Origin of the sequence: Sphingomonas taxi, assembly GCF_000764535.1 — a bacterium.
GTDB classification, from domain to species: domain Bacteria; phylum Pseudomonadota; class Alphaproteobacteria; order Sphingomonadales; family Sphingomonadaceae; genus Sphingomonas; species Sphingomonas taxi.
Genome location: NZ_CP009571.1, coordinates 2,468,518 through 2,485,121, shown reverse-complemented (window position 1 = coordinate 2,485,121; position 16,604 = coordinate 2,468,518). Strand labels below are relative to the sequence as shown.

Below are 16,604 nucleotides of genomic sequence, written 5' to 3'. Positions count from 1 at the left end.
CCGCGGTGGAGTTCACACCGAGAGCCATAGCAGGCGCACGCGTCCCCGCGGTCACCCGCGAGTCGCGTCGCCCGTCGCGAACCTGCTGGAGCCCTAGCGCCTCATTGTGAGGGAACCGCATGCGCGTCCTCCCTCGATGGCGCGGCAGGGGCGGCGTCGCGGTCGGCGATCAGCTGGCCGCCGGCGCCGTAATTCTCCGTCGAGACCTCCTCGATCACGACCTGCACCGCGGCCGGGTTCTTGCCCAGCCGCGTGACCAGCGAGGTCGTCACGTCGGCGACGATCCCCGCTTTCTGCTCGCGGGTCGCGCTGCCCGCCAGTCGGATCGAGACGAACGGCATCAGCCTTCCTCCGCCTCGCTCTTCGCGTCCTCGCCCGCTTCGGCCGTCTCGGTCGCGGCCGGGGCCTCGTCCTCGGCGAACCAATGCTGGCGCGCGGCCATAATGATCTCATTGCCCTGTTCGTCGCTCAGGCCATATTCGGCGAGGATGCCGCCCTTCGGCTCGGGGCGCTTGGGGGCGTCCTCGTTGCGACGGCGCGGCTCGACGCGCTTCTTCTCGACCAGTTCGTCGGTGGCGAGATCGGCGAGATCGTCGAGCGTCTTGATCCCCGCCTTGCCGAGCGTGACCAGCATCGCTTCGGTCAGATACGGCATGTCGATCAGCGCGTCCTCGACGCCGAGCGCGGTGCGCTCCTCGCGGTTGGCGGCCTCGCGACGGTCGAGCGCTTCCTGTGCGCGGCTCTGTAGCTCCTGGCCGAGGTCCTCGTCGAAGCCCTCGATGCCGGCGATCTCGTCGAGCTCGACATAGGCGACCTCTTCCAGCGCGCCGAAGCCCTCGGCCACCAGCAGCTGCGCCAGCGTCTCGTCGACGTCCAGTTCGTTCTGGAACATCTCGGTCCGCTCGGTGAACTCCTTCTGGCGCTTCTCGCTGGCATCCTGCTCGGTGAGGATGTCGATCGCCTTGCCGGTCAGCTGGCTGGCGAGGCGGACGTTCTGGCCGCGGCGGCCGATCGCGAGGCTGAGCTGGTCGTCGGGGACGACGACCTCGATCCGCTCCTCTTCCTCGTCGATCACGACGCGGCTCACCGAAGCGGGCTGTAGCGCGTTGACGACGAAGGTGGCGATATCGGGCGACCAGGGGATGATGTCGATCTTCTCGCCCTGCATCTCCTGCACCACGGCCTGGACGCGGCTGCCCTTCATGCCGACGCAGGCGCCGACCGGATCGATGCTCGAATCGCGGCTGATGACGCCGATCTTGGCGCGGCTGCCCGGGTCGCGTGCGGCGGCCTGGATGGTGATGATGCCGTCGTAGATCTCGGGCACTTCCTGCGCGAACAGCTTCTTCATGAAGTCGGGGTGCGCGCGGCTGAGGAAGATCTGCGGCCCGCGGTTCTCGCGGCGGACGTTGAGGATCAGCGAGCGGATGCGATCGTTGACGCGCACCACTTCGCGCGGGATCTGCTGGTCGCGGCGGATGACGCCCTCGGCACGGCCGAGGTCGACGACGACATGGCCGAACTCGACGCGCTTGACGACGCCGGTGATGATCTCGCCCTGGCGATCCTTGAACTCTTCATACTGGCGCTCGCGCTCGGCGTCGCGGACCTTCTGGAAGATGATCTGCTTCGAGGCCTGCGCCTGGATGCGGCCGAATTCGATCGGCGGCAGCGGATCGACGATATAGTCGCCGACGACCGCGCCCTTCTGAAGCTTCTGCGCCTGGGTGACGTCGACCTGCTTGAAATAATCGTCGACCGCCTCGACCACCTCGACGACGCGCCACAGGCGCAGGTCGCCGGTGTTCGGGTCGAGCTTGGCGCGGATGTCGTTCTCGATGCCGTAGCGGGTCTTGGCGGCGCGCTGGATCGCTTCCTCGAGCGCCTCGATGACGATGCTCTTGTCGATCATCTTTTCGGTGGCGACCGAGTTGGCGATCGCGATCAGTTCCGCGCGGTTGGCGGTGGCGACGGTGGCCATCTTACTTCTGTCCTTCGCTAAGGGCATGATTGTCGTTGGAGTCGGTGTCGTCGGACACCTCTTCGAATTCGTCGGCGCCGTCGCTCGACAGCGGCGCGGTGGCCGCGAGCAGGCGGTCGGTGATCGTCAGCTTGGCGTCGTGGATCTGGTCGAGCGCGACCGTCATCGGCTGATAGCCGCGCACGTCGATCGTCACCTTGTCACCATCGATGCCGACGAGGTCGCCGGTCAGGATCTTGCGGTTGTCGATCTTGTCGATCAGCGTGATCTTCGCCTCGTGACCCGCCCAATTGGTATAATCCTGCGGCCGGGTGAGCGGCCGGTCGATGCCGGGCGACGACACTTCGAGGCGATAGGCGTCTTCGATCGGGTCCTTGCCCTCGGCTTCCAGCGCATCGAGCACGTCCGAGATGCGGCGCGACAGATCGGCGCAATCGTCGATCGTCAGCTGGCCGGTCTCGGGGCGCTCGGCCATCACCTGCAACGTGGGGTCGGACTTGCCGCCGAACATCTTCACGCGCACGAGGTCGAAACCCAGCGCGCGGGCTTCCGGTTCGATCAATTGCGTGAGGTGGGCGATGTCCGCCATGCAGGCTCCAGATATGCGTGTCCGCCGCCGCGGAGGGGGTCCCCCGCAGCCTCTTTCACCTGACGATGTAAGAGAAGGCAGGCGTCATATACGCTTACCGCCGCATGGAAACAAGCATCCTCGTCGACCATCGTGCGTATAAGACGGCAACCGGGAGAATATCATGCGTCTTGCTCTATTTGCTGCCTTACCGATCGCCCTCATCGCCTGTTCGGGGAACGCCCCCGCGACCGACGGGAGCCCGCAGGCGGGCGAGACGCCGCCTTCGGCCAAGCCGTTCCGCGAGACGATCGTCGCCGATTTCGTCTCGCCCTGGGCGCTCGCCTTCCTGCCCGACGACCGGATCGTGGTGACCGAGAAGGCGGGGCAGATGATCCTGCTGTCGCCCGACGGCAAACGCCGCCAGACGATCGCGACGCTTCCCGTCGACACGGCGGGGCAGGGCGGGCTGATGGACGTCGTTCCCGCACCCGATTTCGCGACCAGCAAGCGGATCTATTTCAGCTATTCGACCAAGGGCGCGGGCGGCAAGGGCGTCGTGCTGGCGCGCGGCCGGCTGCGCGACGACGGCCGCGGCGGCGACCGGCTCGGCGAGATCGAGGCGCTGTTCCAGGCGCGGCCGTTCGTCGAAGGCGACGGCCATTATTCGGGGCGCATCGCCTTTTCGCCCGACGGCCAGTCGCTGTTCTTCACCAATGGCGAGCGGCAGAAGTTCACGCCGGCGCAGGACCCGCAGGCGACGCTCGGCAAGGTGCTGCGGCTGACGCTCGACGGCAAGCCGGCGCCGGGCAACCCGCTCGCCGCCAAGGGCTTCGCGCCCGAGGTGTGGAGTTATGGCCACCGCAATTTGCTCGGGCTCGCCTTCGACGGCGAGGGGCGGCTGTGGGAGCAGGAGATGGGGCCGAAGGGCGGCGACGAGGTCAATCTCATCATGCCCGGTCGCAATTACGGCTGGCCCAATGCCTCGAACGGCAGCCATTACGACGGTCGCGACATCCCCGATCACGCGCCGGGCGACGGCTACGAACCGCCCAAGGTGTGGTGGAATCCGGTGATCTCACCGGGCGGGCTGATGATCTATTCGGGCAAGATGTTCCCGCAATGGCAGGGCGATGCCTTCATCGGCGGCCTGTCGTCGCAGTCGTTGGTCCGCGTCGACCTCGACGGGCAGAATGCGAGGAAGGGCGATCAATGGCCGATGGGCGCGCGCATCCGCGACGTCGATCAGGGGCCGGACGGCGCGATCTGGCTGATCGAGGACGGCGGCAAGTCGCAGGGGCGGCTGATCCGGCTGACGGCGAAATAAGTCCTCCCCCGCCAGGGAGTGCCGGGTTGAACGGCCCCCGGCCGTTCAAAGTCATGCCGGGGGCATGGCCGACCCGGCACTGTGGCACGGCGAAGCCGTGACGGAGGGGGAGGATACGGTAGACATGCCGTATGCGGAAACGCCCCCTCCACCACCCGCTGACGCGGGCGGTCCCAGTGCAGGGTTGGATTGCCCCCAGCAATCCAAGATCATGCCGGGGGCATGATCGACCCTGCACTCCCGCTAAAGCGAGGGAGGAATTGAGAAGGAACGACCATGACCAAACCCCTGATCGGCCGTGATACGCGGCTGTGCATGTCGCTGTCGGCGCGGCCGAGCAATTTCGGGACGCGCTTCCACAACCGGCTCTACGAGCTGCTCGGGCTCGACTATGTCTACAAGGCGTTCACCACCACCGATCTGCCCGCGGCGATCGGCGGCATCCGCGCGCTCGGCATTCGCGGCTGTGCGATCTCGATGCCGTTCAAGGAGGCGGTGATCCCGCTGCTCGACGGGCTCGAAGGCTCGGCGGCGGCGATCGACAGCGTCAACACGATCGTCAACGACGATGGCCGGCTGACCGGCCACAACACCGATTATTCGGCGGTGCGCACGCTGGTCGAACAGGCCGGCGTGGCGGCGGGTACGACGGCGATGCTGCGCGGTTCGGGTGGCATGGGCAAGGCGGTGGCGACCGCGCTGCGCGACGCCGGCCTGACCCGCGGCACGATCGTCGCCCGTAACGAGCGGTCCGGTCGCGCGCTGGCCGAGTCGGTCGGCTGGGAGTGGGCGGCGGAGGTGGACGGTCGCACCGCCGGCCTGATCGCCAACGTCACGCCGCTCGGCATGGAAGGGCCGGACGCGGACGCGCTGGCGTTCGACCGCGAGACGATCGCCGCGGCGGAGCTGGTGCTCGACGCGGTGGCGCTGCCACCCGATACGCCGCTGCTCCGCGCCGCACGCGACGCCGGCAAGCGGGTGATCACCGGCGCCGCGATCGGCACGCTACAGGCGCTCGAGCAATTCGTGCTCTATACCGGTGTCACGCCGACCGCAGAGCAGGTCGCCGAGGCGGAGCGGGTGGCGCGATCCTGAAGCTTATCAATCCCGCACGATCAGATAGTTCATCCGGGCGCTGGCGATCGGTTTGGCGCGGTCGTCCTGCCACGCCACCGCCTCGACGTTGGCGATGCGCGTGCCGAGCCGGGTCACGATCCCCTCGGCGTGCGTCGGCTTGTCGCGGCCGCCGCGCATGAAGTCGACGGTGACGTTGACCGGCTTGATCCGGCCGCCGCCTTCCTCGGCGAGCGCATGCCGCAGCGAGACGATCGCCGCCACTTCGAGCAGCCCCGCGATCGCGCCGCCGTGCAGGAAGCCGGGGCGTCCGAGCACCGCATCGCGGAACGGCAGCAGCAGCGTCGGTGCGGCGCCGTCGCGCGGGGTCAGCGAGATGCCGAGCAGCTCGGCATAAGGCGGCAGGACGGACGGCGGCGTCATGCGTTGGCATCCATCAGCATGAACGTGCCCGCGACATGCGCGAGCGGATCGTCGGGGGTGTCGTCATAGGCGATGCCGCGCACGAAGGCGATCGAGCGGGTGAGGCGCAGGCATTCGCCGCGGCCGATCACCGTCCGCCCCGGCACCGCCGGCCGCAGATAGTCGACGCGCAGGTCGAGCGTCGCCTGGGGAGCGAATTTGTCGCGTTCCACCCACACCGCGATGCTCGTCGCCATATCCATCAGCGCGATGATCGGCCCCGAGGCGAGCACGCCGCTGTCGGGATCGCCGACGAGCGCGTCGGTATAGGGCAGGGCCAGCTCGACCCAGCCGTCGCCACGGCCATGGTAGACGATGCCCAGCGCCCCGGCATGGCCGCCGAACCGGTGCGCCATGAAGGCGTCGATGTTGAAGCCGCTCATGGCTTTGTCTCTACACGCCATCGGCGGTAGCGCAACGCACGGGGTGGCGGTAGCGTGGGACATATACCACCGCCCCAATCCGTTAGGGCTGAGCCTGTCGAAGCCCGCGCTCGCGATCGAACGCCGCCCTTCGACAGGCTCGGGGCAAACGGATTGGGGCCGGGCCACGGGAGAGAGAGCCATGAACGACCGCGTCACCCTCAGCGTCACCGACGGGATCGCCGACGTCCGGCTCGCGCGGGCGGACAAGATGAATGCGATCGACCCGGCGATGTTCACCGCGATCGGCGCGACGATCGACGCGGTCGCCGGACGGCGCGACGTGCGCTGCGTCGTCCTGTCGGGCGAGGGCAGGGGCTTTTGCGCCGGCCTCGACATGGCGAGCATGGCGCAGGGCGGCTCGGGCATGTCGACGACACGCAATGCGCAGGGCGCGATCCCGCCGCAGCACGTCACCTGGGGCTGGCGGCAATTGCCGATGCCGGTGATCGCCGCGGTGCACGGCGTCGCCTTCGGCGGCGGTTTCCAGATCATGTCGGGGGCCGATATCCGCATCGCCGCACCCGACACGCGCTTCGCGATCCGCGAGACGCATTGGGGGCTGGTGCCCGATATGGCGGGCTTTCCGATCTGGCGCGGGCTGGTGCGCGACGACGTGCTGCGCGAGCTGGTCTATACCGCGCGCGAGTTCGATGCGGCGGAGGCGCTGGCGCATGGCTTCGTGACGCGGCTGGCGGCGGACCCGCTCGCCGAGGCGCTGGCGCTGGCGCGGACGATCGCGGCGCGCAGTCCGCACGCGATCCGCGGTGCGAAGCGGCTGCTCAACATGGCGCATGACGCCGACCCGCGCGACATGCTGGCGGCCGAGACCGAAGAGCAGATGAAGGTGATCGGCAAGCGCAACATGATGGAGGCGGTCGCCGCCAATATGGCGAAGCGCGCAGCCGTGTTCGAGGATTGATCGCGGGCGTCCCGCCCTCGCCCTCACCCTGCGGCGCTGCGCGCCTTTTCCCTCTCCCGCCGGGAGAGGGAAGAGCCGGCGCAGCCGGCGATAGGGTGAGGGCGGGGGCGGAACGTTCGCGATCGTCCCGCTTAGAGGACCACGGTCTCCGGCTTCGACTCCTCGATCGCCGCCAGCACCATCCGCTCCCACACCGCGGGATCGCCCGCCGCCGCCATCTTGCGGTCCGGCTCGCGCAGCGTTCGCAGCACCGCGCGCGCATCCGCCAGATAGTCGCGCCACGCCAGATCGACCTGTTCGCCGGCGCTCTCGGCGTCGCCGCCGGCGTTGGCGCTGATCCGTTGCCCGGCGAGCACGCGGGCGATCCGTTCGGGCAGCGGGGTGGTCGATACGTCCATGGCATCATCTCCTCTGCTGGAAGAATGCCTCATATCGCAGCGGGTTGCCATGGATACGCAACGGCCCCGCAGGATCGCTCCCGCGGGGCCGGTCGATATCAGCGAACCCCGATACCATTCGCCCTGAGCCTGTCGAAGGGCAGATGGGTCTCACCCGTGCTTCGACAAGCTCAGCACGAACGGGGGAAGGGAGATCGATCGCGAGCCTTAACGCGCCGCGCCCGAGCCCTGACCGCGACCACCGCCGCCGCCACCCGAACGGCCGCCGCGACCGCCGCCGCCGCCGCCGCCGCCGCTACGCTGGCCGCCACGGCTGGCGTTGGCATAGTTGCGCGTCGCGGTCGGCGCATGCGTGGCGCGCGGACGCGCCGGCTGGCGCTGGCCACGCGGCAGGTCGGCGCGCGGCGCGGGATCGGCACCGATCGCCTTGACGCGGGTCGCCTTGATCTCGTTCGACAGGCCGGTGAAATTGTCCGGCAGCGGCCGCACCGCGACCTTCTGGCGGGTCAGCTTCTCGATGTCCTTGAGGTACGGACGCTCGTCATCGGCACAGAAAGCGACGGCGATGCCGCTCGCCCCGGCGCGCGCGGTACGGCCGATGCGGTGGACGTACTGTTCCGCCACGTTGGGCAGCTCGAAGTTGATGACGTGGCTGACGCCCGAGACGTCGATGCCGCGCGCCGCGATATCGGTCGCGACCAGCACCTTGGTCTTGCCGTCCTTGAACTCGCCGAGCGCGCGCTCGCGCTGGCCCTGGCTCTTGTTGCCGTGGATCGCGTTCGCCGCGATGCCGTTGCCGGCGAGCAGCTTCACGACGCGGTCGGCGCCATGCTTGGTGCGGGTGAAGACGAGCGCGCGGTTGATCGTCGGATCCTGCAGCACGATCGTCAGCAGCGCCTGCTTCTCCGCCTGATTGACGAAGGTGACATACTGGTCGACGCGCTCCGCGGTGGTCGAGGCGGGGACGACCGACACCGTCTTCGGCTCGTGCAGGAACTGGTTGGCGAGCTCGCGGATCGCCACCGGCATCGTCGCCGAGAAGAACAGCGTCTGGCGCTTGCGCGGGATCATCCGCACGATCTTCTTGAGCGCGTGGATGAAGCCGAGGTCCATCATCTGGTCGGCTTCGTCGAGGACGAGGATCTCGATCATCGACAGGTTGCACATGCCCTGTTCGACGAGGTCGATCAGCCGGCCCGGCGTCGCGACGAGGATATCGACTCCGCGGCTGAGGTCCTGGCGGTTCTTGTTGATGCTGGTGCCGCCGAACACGGTCGCGACCGACAGCTTGCTGAACTGGCCGTAACCGCGCGCATTGTCGGCGATCTGGCTGGCGAGTTCGCGGGTGGGGGCGAGGACGAGCATCCGGCAATGCGTCGGCAGCACGCGCTTCTGGTTCTCGGTGAGACGCTGGATCGACGGCAGCACGAACGCGGCGGTCTTGCCGGTGCCGGTCTGCGCGATGCCGAGCAGGTCGCCGCCTTCGAGCAGGATCGGGATCGACTGCGCCTGGATCGGGGTCGGGGTGGTATAGCCTTTGGCTTCGAGCGCGCGGACGAGCGGCTCGGCGAGGCCGAGGGTTGCGAATGACATGTAAAACGAGCCTTCAAAACGGGGCCTGACCCGCGCGCCGGATTCCATCATGGAAACGGCTCGCAGGGGGCGGGGGAAACTGACACCCCGCGTGAATAGGGAAGCCCTGAGCGTATCGACCGAGGCGGAGCCGGGGGTGGCAGAGCCAACCCGTTCACGCTGCATGACGCCTCGATTGACCGCCATGTGCGCTGCATCGCGGCAAAAGTCAAGTCGGAGGCGAAACGGGCATCGGTGTGGCTCGCGATCAACACTTTCACCATTTCCGATTCTATAATGGAAGGTTGACCTTCCTGCCGCCTTGACTTGCCCCCGGCCCCCAATAGGCTCCCCGACATTCGTGACCGTGAGAAGATCGGCCGAATAACAGGGGATTAGAATAGATAATGGCTAATACAGCATTGCGTGGCGCAGCCCGTCGCGTCCTTCTCGCCTCGTCGGCGCTGATCGCGCTGCCGGGCGCCGCCCAGGCCCAGGCCGCGACTTCGGATCTTTCGATGAGCCTCAAGGGCATCCTGCCGATCGCCGAGATGCAGGGCGGGTCGGCGACGACGACGCCGCCGCAGGCCGATCCCAGCGTCGTCATCTCCAATCCCGGCACGCCGAGCACGATCCTCGACCAGGGCGTCAATGGCGTCGGCCAGATGATCATCGACCAGAAGAACGGCTTCGTCGGCCTGTGCACCGGCACGCTGATCAATCCGCGCACCGTCGTGTTCGCGGCGCATTGCGTCAACGAAAGCCCGACCGGGACCGCGATGAACCCGTGGAACTACGGCAAGGGCGCCGGGCAGCTGCCGATCGGCTTCGGCTTCGAGGCGGACACGATTGCCGGCCAGCGCGCCTGGTTCCGCAGCAACTACAGCACCAGCACCGCCAACCATTTCTACAACGTCAATCAGGTCGTCTACAACGCGCAGTCGCTGAACCTCGGCCTCGCCAACAACTTCCTGCAGGCCGATGTCGCATTGGCGACCTTCGACACGCCGGCGGCCGACGTGCCGACCTGGACGATGCTCTTCTCGCCGCTGCCCGCGCCCGCGTCGATCAGCGACACGACCGGCACCGGCTATCACGTCACGGTGACCGGCTACGGCACCAACGGCACCGGCCTGACCGGCGCCAGCGGCGCGATCGATTACCGCCGCCGCGTCGCGGAGAATTACGTCGGCCTGCTCGGCTCGATCGACGATTTCTATTTCGGCCTGTTCGGCGGCAGCGCCGGCCTGCCCGCCAATCTGTACCAGACCGACTTCGACGATCCGACCCGCCGCTATCCCGGCGATTACAACCTGTTCAAGGACGAGGCGCTGCCCCGCGAGGGGACGACCGGCCCCGGCGATTCGGGCGGTCCGCTGATCCTCGACCGGACGTTCAACAAGGCGACGATCATCGGCGTGCTGTCGGGCAGCTACACGTTCGGCGGCCAGATCCGCGGCGGCTACGGCACCACCGCTTTCTACCAGCCGCTGTATCTCTATTGGGACTATATCCTCGCCAACAATCCGTATCGCTACGCCAATACGGTCGCCGGGGACGGCAAGTGGAGCGATGCCAGCCACTGGGTGACGGCGCTCGACCCCTCCTATCAGGTGATCGTCAACGGCCAGCTCGCCAATGGCGTGCCGACCACGCCCGGCCTCGGCATCACCCCCGATACGGAGAACAAATTCGGTCAGGTCTGCGATCAGGAGCCGGCGTTCAACTACGACCAATGCTATGACGTGAAGACCAAGATCACCTATGTCGACGGTCAGCCGGTCGCCGCCGCGCAGCCGGGCGTACAGGGCGGCACCGCGAGCAGTGGCAACGATCAGGCGACGGTGCGCAAGATCGATGCCGACGCCACCGCTGCCGTCGGCGGCGACGCGGTCGCTGCGGCGCTGCCGGCGGCGACGCTCGCCAACGGCCTGCCCGGTGCGACCAACTTCGTGCCGAACAACATCGATCCCGATGCGGCGACGCGGCGCAGCGCGCGGTATTATGACGTCACGCTGAGTGCGGCGGGCACGACGACGCTCGACACCGCGGTGACGATCGACCGGTTCAGCGTCGCCGGCACCAATGCGAAGCTGGCGATCACCTCGGCGGGATCGCTGACCAGCCTGATGGCGGTCAACCAATATACCGGCGCGGTGCAGGTCGACGGCACGCTGTCGACGCGCGGCGATTACTTCCTGATGAGCGGCCTGCTCACCGGAAGCGGCCGGATCAACACGCCGTTCCTCACCAGCGCCACCGGCATCATCGCGCCGGGCACGATGGGGACGATCGGCACGCTGACCGTCGGCGGCAACCTGATCCTCGCTTCGGGCAGCACGTTGCTGGTCGACGTCGGCCCGAACGGCACGTCGGACCGCGTCGCGGTGGTGCGCAACGGCACGACCGACGGTGTTGCCAGCATCGGCGGCCGCGTCGGCTTCGCGCCGGTCGCCGGGCACATGATCCGCTACAACGATCTCTACACGATCGTCACCGCGGCGGGCGGGGTCGTCGGCACCTTCCAGTCGCCCTCCGCCCTGTCGGCGATCCTGACCCCGCAATTCGTCTATTCGGCGAATGCGGTGCAGGCGCGGATCGTCGCCGGCAGCTATGCCAGCGTCGTCGCCGCGACGCCGATCCAGACCGCCTTCGCCGGGCTGCTCGATCGCAACCGCGCGAGCAACTACAATGCGCTGTCGGGTCTGTACGGCATCCTCGATCTTCAGGATGCGGGGACGATCCGTGCGACGCTGGAAGGGCTCGCGCCGCGCACCACGCCGCTCAAATACGGCATGGGCACGGTCGCGACCGAGAATATGTCGCGCTTCTACCGCCAGCATCTCGCCGGGATCGACGCCAGCCAGCCGCTGTCGGGGACGCTGACGATGACCGGTCAGCCGCTGCAATTCGCCGCGCTGATGGCGAGCGACCTGCCGGTGACGCAGGCGACCGCGAGCGACACCACCTCGACCACGGTGCGTGAGGGCGTGCTGCCGGAGAACGTCAACGTGTTCATCGCCGGCGGGTACGTCGACGGCGACAGCCGCAGCCTGCGCGATGCCAATCCATTCGGTGGCCGTGACAATTTCGACGGCTTCTACGTTGTCAGCGGCATCGAGGCGAAGGTCAGCGACACCGGCGTGCTCGGCTTCGGTTTCGGCTATACCAAGCTCGACGGCACCACCGGCGGCGTCGGCCAGTCGGCGCGCGGCGAGCTGTTCCAGGGTACGCTGTTCGGCAAGCTGCAAGCGCCGGGCGGGCAGGTGCTCGACGCGCAGGTCAGCGGCGGCGTGTTCCAGGCGTATACGCGGCGTACCGTGGCGATCGCCACGGTCGCCTCGACGCTGCGCAGCCGCGACGATGCGCTGGCGGTGTCGGCGGAGGTCGGTCTCGGGCAGATGTTCGACTTCGGCGGCTTGCAGATCGGGCCGCGGATCGCGGCGCGGGTCAACCACATCGGCTTCACGCCGACGGTGGAGACCGGCGGCGACGGCGCGCTGCGCTTCGACCGCTACAATCTCGACAGCGCGCAGGGTCGCGCCGGGCTGCAACTGGCCGGCGGCGACGTGATCAAGCCGTTCGCCTCGGCCTATTACGTCCACGACTTCAAGGACCAGCCGGGCGTGTTCACCGCCAATTTCATCGGCGGCACCGCACCGGCGGGCTTCCGCCTGTCGAGCCAGGACCAGAATTGGGCCGAGCTGGCGGCGGGCCTGTCCTATGCCACCGACCGGATCGAGCTGTCGGTCAGCACCGACACCACCGTCGCGCGCAAGGACGTGCGCAACCAGGCCTATCGCGGCGCGATCAAGTTCAAATTCTGATCGATCGTCGCACGTAAAACCGGGGCCGCTCTCCCGCAGGGGAGGGCGGCCCTTGTCGTTTGTCCCATTCGTCATCTCCACCGTTCGTCATCCCGGCGAAAGCCGGGACCCATGGTGGCGGCGAACTCGCGTAGGCGCGCATCATCGGCGGCGGCGCATCCATGGGTCCCGACTTTCGTCGGGATGACGATTGGGATGGAGGGGCCTCCCGTATCCCCCGATACTTTTCCGTCGCAACCCGGCACGCCAGCCGATACACCGTCGGGCCAACGACATGAGAGGATGCGCCGGATGAAACTCGCCAGTCTGAAGCAGGGCCGTGACGGCAGGCTCGTCGTCGTCTCCACCGATCTCGCCTGGTGCGCCGATGCGACGCATATCGCGCCGACCTTGCAGGCGGCGCTCGACCAGTGGGACCGGTTGCTGCCCGACCTCCAGAACCTCGCCACCGACCTCGACCACGAGGTGATCCCGCGCGAGCGCTTCCACGAACATGACGCCGCCTCGCCGCTGCCGCGGGCGTATCAATGGGCGGACGGCTCGGCCTATGTGAACCATGTCGCGCTCGTCCGGCAGGCGCGCGGCGCCGAGATGCCCGAGACCTTCTGGCACGATCCCCTGATGTATCAGGGCGGCTCGGACGGCTTCCTCGGCCCGCGCGATGCGATCCCGCTCGCCGACGAGGCCTGGGGCTGCGATCTCGAGGCCGAGGTGGTGGTCGTCACCGGCGACGTGCCGCTCGGCGCGAGCCGCGACGAGGCGCTCGCCGGCATCCGGCTGGTCGGGCTGACCAACGACGTCAGCCTGCGCAATCTGATCCCCGGCGAGCTCGCCAAGGGCTTCGGCTTCTTCCAGTCCAAGCCGGCGAGCGCCTTCTCGCCGGTATTCGTCACCCCGGAGGCGCTTGGCGACTGGTGGCGGGACGGCAAGCTGCACCGCAAGCTGCACGTCGATCTCAACGGCCAGCCGTTCGGCCGCGCCGATGCGGGCGAGGACATGACCTTCGACTTCGGAACGCTGGTCGCGCATGCGGCGAAGACGCGCCGGCTGGGGGCGGGGACGATCGTCGGCTCGGGCACCGTCTCGAACCGCGGCCCCGATGGCGGTCCGGGCCAGACGATCGCGGCGGGCGGCGTCGGCTATTCCTGCCTCGCCGAGCTGCGCACCGTCGAGACGATCGCCACCGGCACGGCGACGACGCCGTTCCTGCGCAAGGGCGACACCGTGCGCATCTGGGCGGAGGACGACAAGCACCATCCGATCTTCGGCGTGATCGAGCAGACGGTGGGGTGAGCCAATCCTCCCCGGCACGGGGAGGGGGACCGCCCGCGCAGCGGGTGGTGGAGGGGGCGGGCCGCAGGCGTGGCGCCTGTGGACGCCCCCCTCCGTCAGCGCTTCGCGCCGCCACCTCCCCGTGCCGGGGAGGAACGGGGTCGCCCGGCACACGATCCGTTTCGACCGGTACAGCGGAATCGCTCCGCCCACCGAAAAGCCGCTTGAAATTTAATTACAGCCGCGCAACACGATCCAACAACAGCGCTGGCGACCCTCGTCGGACGTGAAGGAGAGAGATGGTGGCCAGCGAGCATCCTCGCGCCAATGCGCAGCCGCCCCGGAACCTGCCCGGGCTGACGCTGCACGTGCCGGAGCCCAAGTTCCGGCCCGGCGATGCGGTCGACTTCGTCGGCGTCGACGTGCCGCCCGCCGGTGCCGCGCGGCGCCCCGATACCGCCGCCTCGGCGCACGATTTCACCGATCTCGCTTATACGTTGGTCCGCGTCCTCGACGAGGACGGCCGCGCCGTCGGGCCGTGGGACCCCAAGCTCTCGCCCGACATGCTGCGGCGGATGCTGCGCAACATGGCGCTGCTCCGCGCCTTCGACGAGCGGATGTTCCGCGCGCAGCGGCAGGGCAAGACCAGCTTCTACATGAAGGCGACGGGCGAGGAGGCGGTGGCGATCGCCGCCGCTCAGGCGCTCGACTTCGAGGACATGTGCTTCCCGTCCTATCGCCAGCAGGGGCTGCTCATCGCGCGCGGCTATCCGCTGGTCGAGATGATGAACCAGATCTACTCGAATCGTGGCGACAAGCTCCAGGGCAAGCAGCTGCCGATCATGTATTCGGCGCGCGACCACGGCTTCTTCTCGATCTCGGGCAATCTCACCACGCAATATCCGCAGGCGGTCGGCTGGGCGATGGCCTCGGCCGCCAAGGGCGATACGCGCATCGCCGCGGCGTGGTGCGGCGAGGGCTCGACCGCGGAAGGCGACTTCCACTCCGCCTGCACCTTCGCCGCGGTCTATCGCGCGCCGGTGATCTTCAACGTCGTCAACAACCAATGGGCGATCAGCAGCTTCTCGGGCTTCGCCGGGGCCGAGGCGACGACCTTCGCGGCGCGCGCGATCGGCTATGGCATCGCCGGGCTGCGCGTCGACGGCAATGACGCGCTGGCGGTCTATGCGGCGACCCTGTGGGCGGCGGAGCGCGCGCGTACCAACGCCGGGCCGACGCTGATCGAACATTTCACCTATCGCGCGGAAGGCCATTCGACCTCCGACGACCCGACGCAATATCGCAGCGCCGGCGAACCGACCGCCTGGCCGCTCGGCGACCCGATCGCGCGGCTGAAGCAGCACCTCATCGTCATCGGCGAATGGGACGAGGAGCGCCACGCCGCGCAGGACCGCGAGCTCGCCGAATACGTCAAGGCCGAGCAGAAGGAAGCCGAGAAGAACGGCATCCTCGGCCACGGCCTGCACCAGCCGCTCGATACGCTGTTCGACGGCGTGTTCGAGGAGATGCCGTGGCATTTGCGCGAACAGCAGGCGCAGATGATGGCCGAGGAAGAGGCGAGCGGCCGGCCATGGGCGCGCAAGTGATGACCACGCACGCCGTCACCCCGGGCGTGACCCGGGGTCCCGCTGTTTCTTTCCTTCCGCGCACGATAGCGCGACCCCGGGTCGAGCCCGGGGTGACGAGGATTGTGGAATGACCGACATCACCACCCAGCCAGAACCCGCCGCCGACACCGGCACCGCCCGCATGAACATGATCCAGGCGATCAATAGCGCGCTCGACATCTGCATGGCGCGCGATCCCGACGTGCTGGTGATGGGCGAGGACGTCGGCTATTTCGGCGGCGTCTTCCGCGCCACCGCGGGCCTGCAGGCGAAATACGGCAAGACCCGCGTCTTCGACACGCCGATCACCGAGACGGGGATCATCGGTGTCGCGATCGGCATGGGCGCCTATGGCCTGCGCCCGGTCCCCGAGATCCAGTTCGCCGATTACATCTATCCCGCGCTCGACCAGCTCGTCTCCGAGGCGGCGCGGCTGCGCTATCGCTCGGCGGGCGAGTTCATCAGCCCGATGACGGTGCGCTCGCCGTTCGGCGGCGGCATCTTCGGCGGCCAGACGCATTCGCAGTCGCCCGAGGGCATCTTCACCCACGTCTCCGGCATCAAGACGGTGATTCCCGCGACGCCCTATGACGCCAAGGGCCTGCTGATCTCGGCGATCGAGGACAACGACCCCGTCCTCTTCTTCGAGCCCAAGCGCATCTACAACGGCCCCTTCAACGGCTATTGGGACAAGCCGTCGGAAAACTGGTCGAAGCACCCCGCCGGCGAGGTGCCGACCGGTTATTACAAGGTCCCGCTCGGCAAGGCCGCGGTGGTGCGCGAGGGCGAGGCGCTGACCATCCTGTGCTACGGTACGATGGTCCACGTCTGCACCGCGGTGATCGCCGAGCACAATATCGATGCCGAGATCGTCGACCTGCGCACGCTCGTGCCGCTCGACATCGAGACGATCGAGGCGTCGGTGAAGAAGACCGGCCGCTGCATGATCGTCCACGAGGCGACGCGCACCAGCGGCTTCGGCGCCGAATTGTCGGCGTTGGTGCAGGAGCGCTGCTTCTACCATCTCGAAGCGCCGATCGAGCGCGTCACCGGCTATGACACGCCGTATCCGCACAGCCTCGAATGGGCGTATTTCCCGGGGCCGGTGCGCATCGGCCAGGCCCTCAAGAAGATCATGAAGGACGCATAGG

Annotated in this window: 14 protein-coding genes; 7 read left to right on the top strand and 7 right to left on the bottom strand. The window is 68.0% G+C overall.

The annotated features are described in order from the left end of the window. Window positions 1-101: 101 nt before the first annotated feature. From MC45_RS11295 to rimP, 3 genes are read right to left on the bottom strand one after another with little or no spacing between them, the layout of a single operon-like run. Window positions 102-341: a tautomerase family protein gene (locus MC45_RS11295; RefSeq protein ID WP_038663118.1), complete on the bottom strand. Its 240-nt coding sequence runs from the start codon at window positions 339-341 to the stop codon at window positions 102-104. Then, window positions 341-1,981, bottom strand: coding sequence for a transcription termination factor NusA (gene nusA, locus MC45_RS11290; RefSeq protein WP_038663117.1), 1,641 nt, complete (start codon window positions 1,979-1,981; stop codon window positions 341-343). The genes MC45_RS11295 and nusA overlap by 1 nt, the downstream gene beginning before the upstream one ends. A 1-nt stretch (window position 1,982) precedes the next feature. Beyond that, window positions 1,983-2,570 carry a ribosome maturation protein RimP gene (gene rimP, locus MC45_RS11285; protein ID WP_038663114.1) on the bottom strand — a complete coding sequence of 196 codons (588 nt, stop codon included), beginning with the start codon at window positions 2,568-2,570 and terminating at the stop codon, window positions 1,983-1,985. A 163-nt stretch (window positions 2,571-2,733) separates the two neighbouring features. Here rimP and MC45_RS11280 point away from each other — a divergent pair, with 163 nt between their 5' ends. Together MC45_RS11280 and MC45_RS11275 are read left to right on the top strand one after the other, a co-directional pair. After that, window positions 2,734-3,876: a PQQ-dependent sugar dehydrogenase gene (locus MC45_RS11280; RefSeq protein WP_038663112.1), complete on the top strand. Its 1,143-nt coding sequence runs from the start codon at window positions 2,734-2,736 to the stop codon at window positions 3,874-3,876. Window positions 3,877-4,152: 276 nt separating this feature from the next. Beyond that, the gene (locus tag MC45_RS11275; RefSeq protein ID WP_038663109.1) at window positions 4,153-4,971 is read left to right on the top strand and encodes a shikimate 5-dehydrogenase; all 819 of its coding nucleotides are present in this window, start codon (window positions 4,153-4,155) and stop codon (window positions 4,969-4,971) included. A gap of 6 nt (window positions 4,972-4,977) precedes the next feature. On the opposite strand, the gene MC45_RS11270 is transcribed toward MC45_RS11275, so the two are convergent. Beyond that, window positions 4,978-5,373, bottom strand: a complete 396-nt coding sequence (locus tag MC45_RS11270; RefSeq protein ID WP_038663107.1) for a PaaI family thioesterase — start codon at window positions 5,371-5,373, stop codon at window positions 4,978-4,980. Beyond that, window positions 5,370-5,795: a PaaI family thioesterase gene (locus MC45_RS11265; protein ID WP_052075633.1), complete on the bottom strand. Its 426-nt coding sequence runs from the start codon at window positions 5,793-5,795 to the stop codon at window positions 5,370-5,372. Before MC45_RS11265 ends, MC45_RS11270 begins: the two co-directional genes overlap by 4 nt. 181 nt (window positions 5,796-5,976) lie before the next feature. On the opposite strand from MC45_RS11265, the gene MC45_RS11260 reads away from it, so the two are divergent. Beyond that, a complete protein-coding gene (locus MC45_RS11260) occupies window positions 5,977-6,756 on the top strand; it encodes a crotonase/enoyl-CoA hydratase family protein (protein ID WP_038663105.1) in 780 nt (259 codons plus the stop codon). 131 nt (window positions 6,757-6,887) lie between these two features. Here MC45_RS11260 and MC45_RS11255 read toward each other — a convergent pair whose 3' ends face one another. Together MC45_RS11255 and MC45_RS11250 are read right to left on the bottom strand one after the other, a co-directional pair. Further along, entirely contained in the window at window positions 6,888-7,154 is a 267-nt protein-coding gene (locus MC45_RS11255) for a hypothetical protein (RefSeq protein ID WP_038663103.1), read from the bottom strand. 207 nt (window positions 7,155-7,361) lie between these two features. Then, window positions 7,362-8,747 carry a DEAD/DEAH box helicase gene (locus MC45_RS11250; RefSeq protein WP_038663101.1) on the bottom strand — a complete coding sequence of 462 codons (1,386 nt, stop codon included), beginning with the start codon at window positions 8,745-8,747 and terminating at the stop codon, window positions 7,362-7,364. Between the two features lie 386 nt (window positions 8,748-9,133). On the opposite strand from MC45_RS11250, the gene MC45_RS11245 reads away from it, so the two are divergent. From MC45_RS11245 to MC45_RS11230, 4 genes are all read left to right on the top strand, one after another. Beyond that, on the top strand, window positions 9,134-12,553 hold the full coding sequence (locus tag MC45_RS11245) for an autotransporter domain-containing protein (RefSeq protein WP_081974420.1): 3,420 nt from the start codon (window positions 9,134-9,136) through the stop codon (window positions 12,551-12,553). Window positions 12,554-12,844: 291 nt separating this feature from the next. Beyond that, window positions 12,845-13,846, top strand: a complete 1,002-nt coding sequence (locus MC45_RS11240; RefSeq protein WP_038663098.1) for a fumarylacetoacetate hydrolase family protein — start codon at window positions 12,845-12,847, stop codon at window positions 13,844-13,846. A gap of 278 nt (window positions 13,847-14,124) precedes the next feature. Continuing rightward, window positions 14,125-15,432 carry a thiamine pyrophosphate-dependent enzyme gene (locus MC45_RS11235; RefSeq protein ID WP_052075631.1) on the top strand — a complete coding sequence of 436 codons (1,308 nt, stop codon included), beginning with the start codon at window positions 14,125-14,127 and terminating at the stop codon, window positions 15,430-15,432. Between the two features lie 163 nt (window positions 15,433-15,595). Continuing rightward, window positions 15,596-16,603, top strand: coding sequence for an alpha-ketoacid dehydrogenase subunit beta (locus MC45_RS11230; protein WP_038667184.1), 1,008 nt, complete (start codon window positions 15,596-15,598; stop codon window positions 16,601-16,603). Window position 16,604 lies beyond the last annotated feature (1 nt).

What these genes read in the sequence shown, in the direction of transcription:
- MC45_RS11295 (WP_038663118.1), bottom strand. Translation starts at nt 341, where the DNA reads ATGCCGTTCGTCTCGATCCGACTGGCGGGCAGCGCGACCCGCGAGCAG.
- nusA (WP_038663117.1), bottom strand. Translation starts at nt 1,981, where the DNA reads ATGGCCACCGTCGCCACCGCCAACCGCGCGGAACTGATCGCGATCGCC.
- rimP (WP_038663114.1), bottom strand. Translation starts at nt 2,570, where the DNA reads ATGGCGGACATCGCCCACCTCACGCAATTGATCGAACCGGAAGCCCGC.
- MC45_RS11280 (WP_038663112.1), top strand. Translation starts at nt 2,734, where the DNA reads ATGCGTCTTGCTCTATTTGCTGCCTTACCGATCGCCCTCATCGCCTGT.
- MC45_RS11275 (WP_038663109.1), top strand. Translation starts at nt 4,153, where the DNA reads ATGACCAAACCCCTGATCGGCCGTGATACGCGGCTGTGCATGTCGCTG.
- MC45_RS11270 (WP_038663107.1), bottom strand. Translation starts at nt 5,373, where the DNA reads ATGACGCCGCCGTCCGTCCTGCCGCCTTATGCCGAGCTGCTCGGCATC.
- MC45_RS11265 (WP_052075633.1), bottom strand. Translation starts at nt 5,795, where the DNA reads ATGAGCGGCTTCAACATCGACGCCTTCATGGCGCACCGGTTCGGCGGC.
- MC45_RS11260 (WP_038663105.1), top strand. Translation starts at nt 5,977, where the DNA reads ATGAACGACCGCGTCACCCTCAGCGTCACCGACGGGATCGCCGACGTC.
- MC45_RS11255 (WP_038663103.1), bottom strand. Translation starts at nt 7,154, where the DNA reads ATGGACGTATCGACCACCCCGCTGCCCGAACGGATCGCCCGCGTGCTC.
- MC45_RS11250 (WP_038663101.1), bottom strand. Translation starts at nt 8,747, where the DNA reads ATGTCATTCGCAACCCTCGGCCTCGCCGAGCCGCTCGTCCGCGCGCTC.
- MC45_RS11245 (WP_081974420.1), top strand. Translation starts at nt 9,134, where the DNA reads ATGGCTAATACAGCATTGCGTGGCGCAGCCCGTCGCGTCCTTCTCGCC.
- MC45_RS11240 (WP_038663098.1), top strand. Translation starts at nt 12,845, where the DNA reads ATGAAACTCGCCAGTCTGAAGCAGGGCCGTGACGGCAGGCTCGTCGTC.
- MC45_RS11235 (WP_052075631.1), top strand. Translation starts at nt 14,125, where the DNA reads ATGGTGGCCAGCGAGCATCCTCGCGCCAATGCGCAGCCGCCCCGGAAC.
- MC45_RS11230 (WP_038667184.1), top strand. Translation starts at nt 15,596, where the DNA reads ATGAACATGATCCAGGCGATCAATAGCGCGCTCGACATCTGCATGGCG.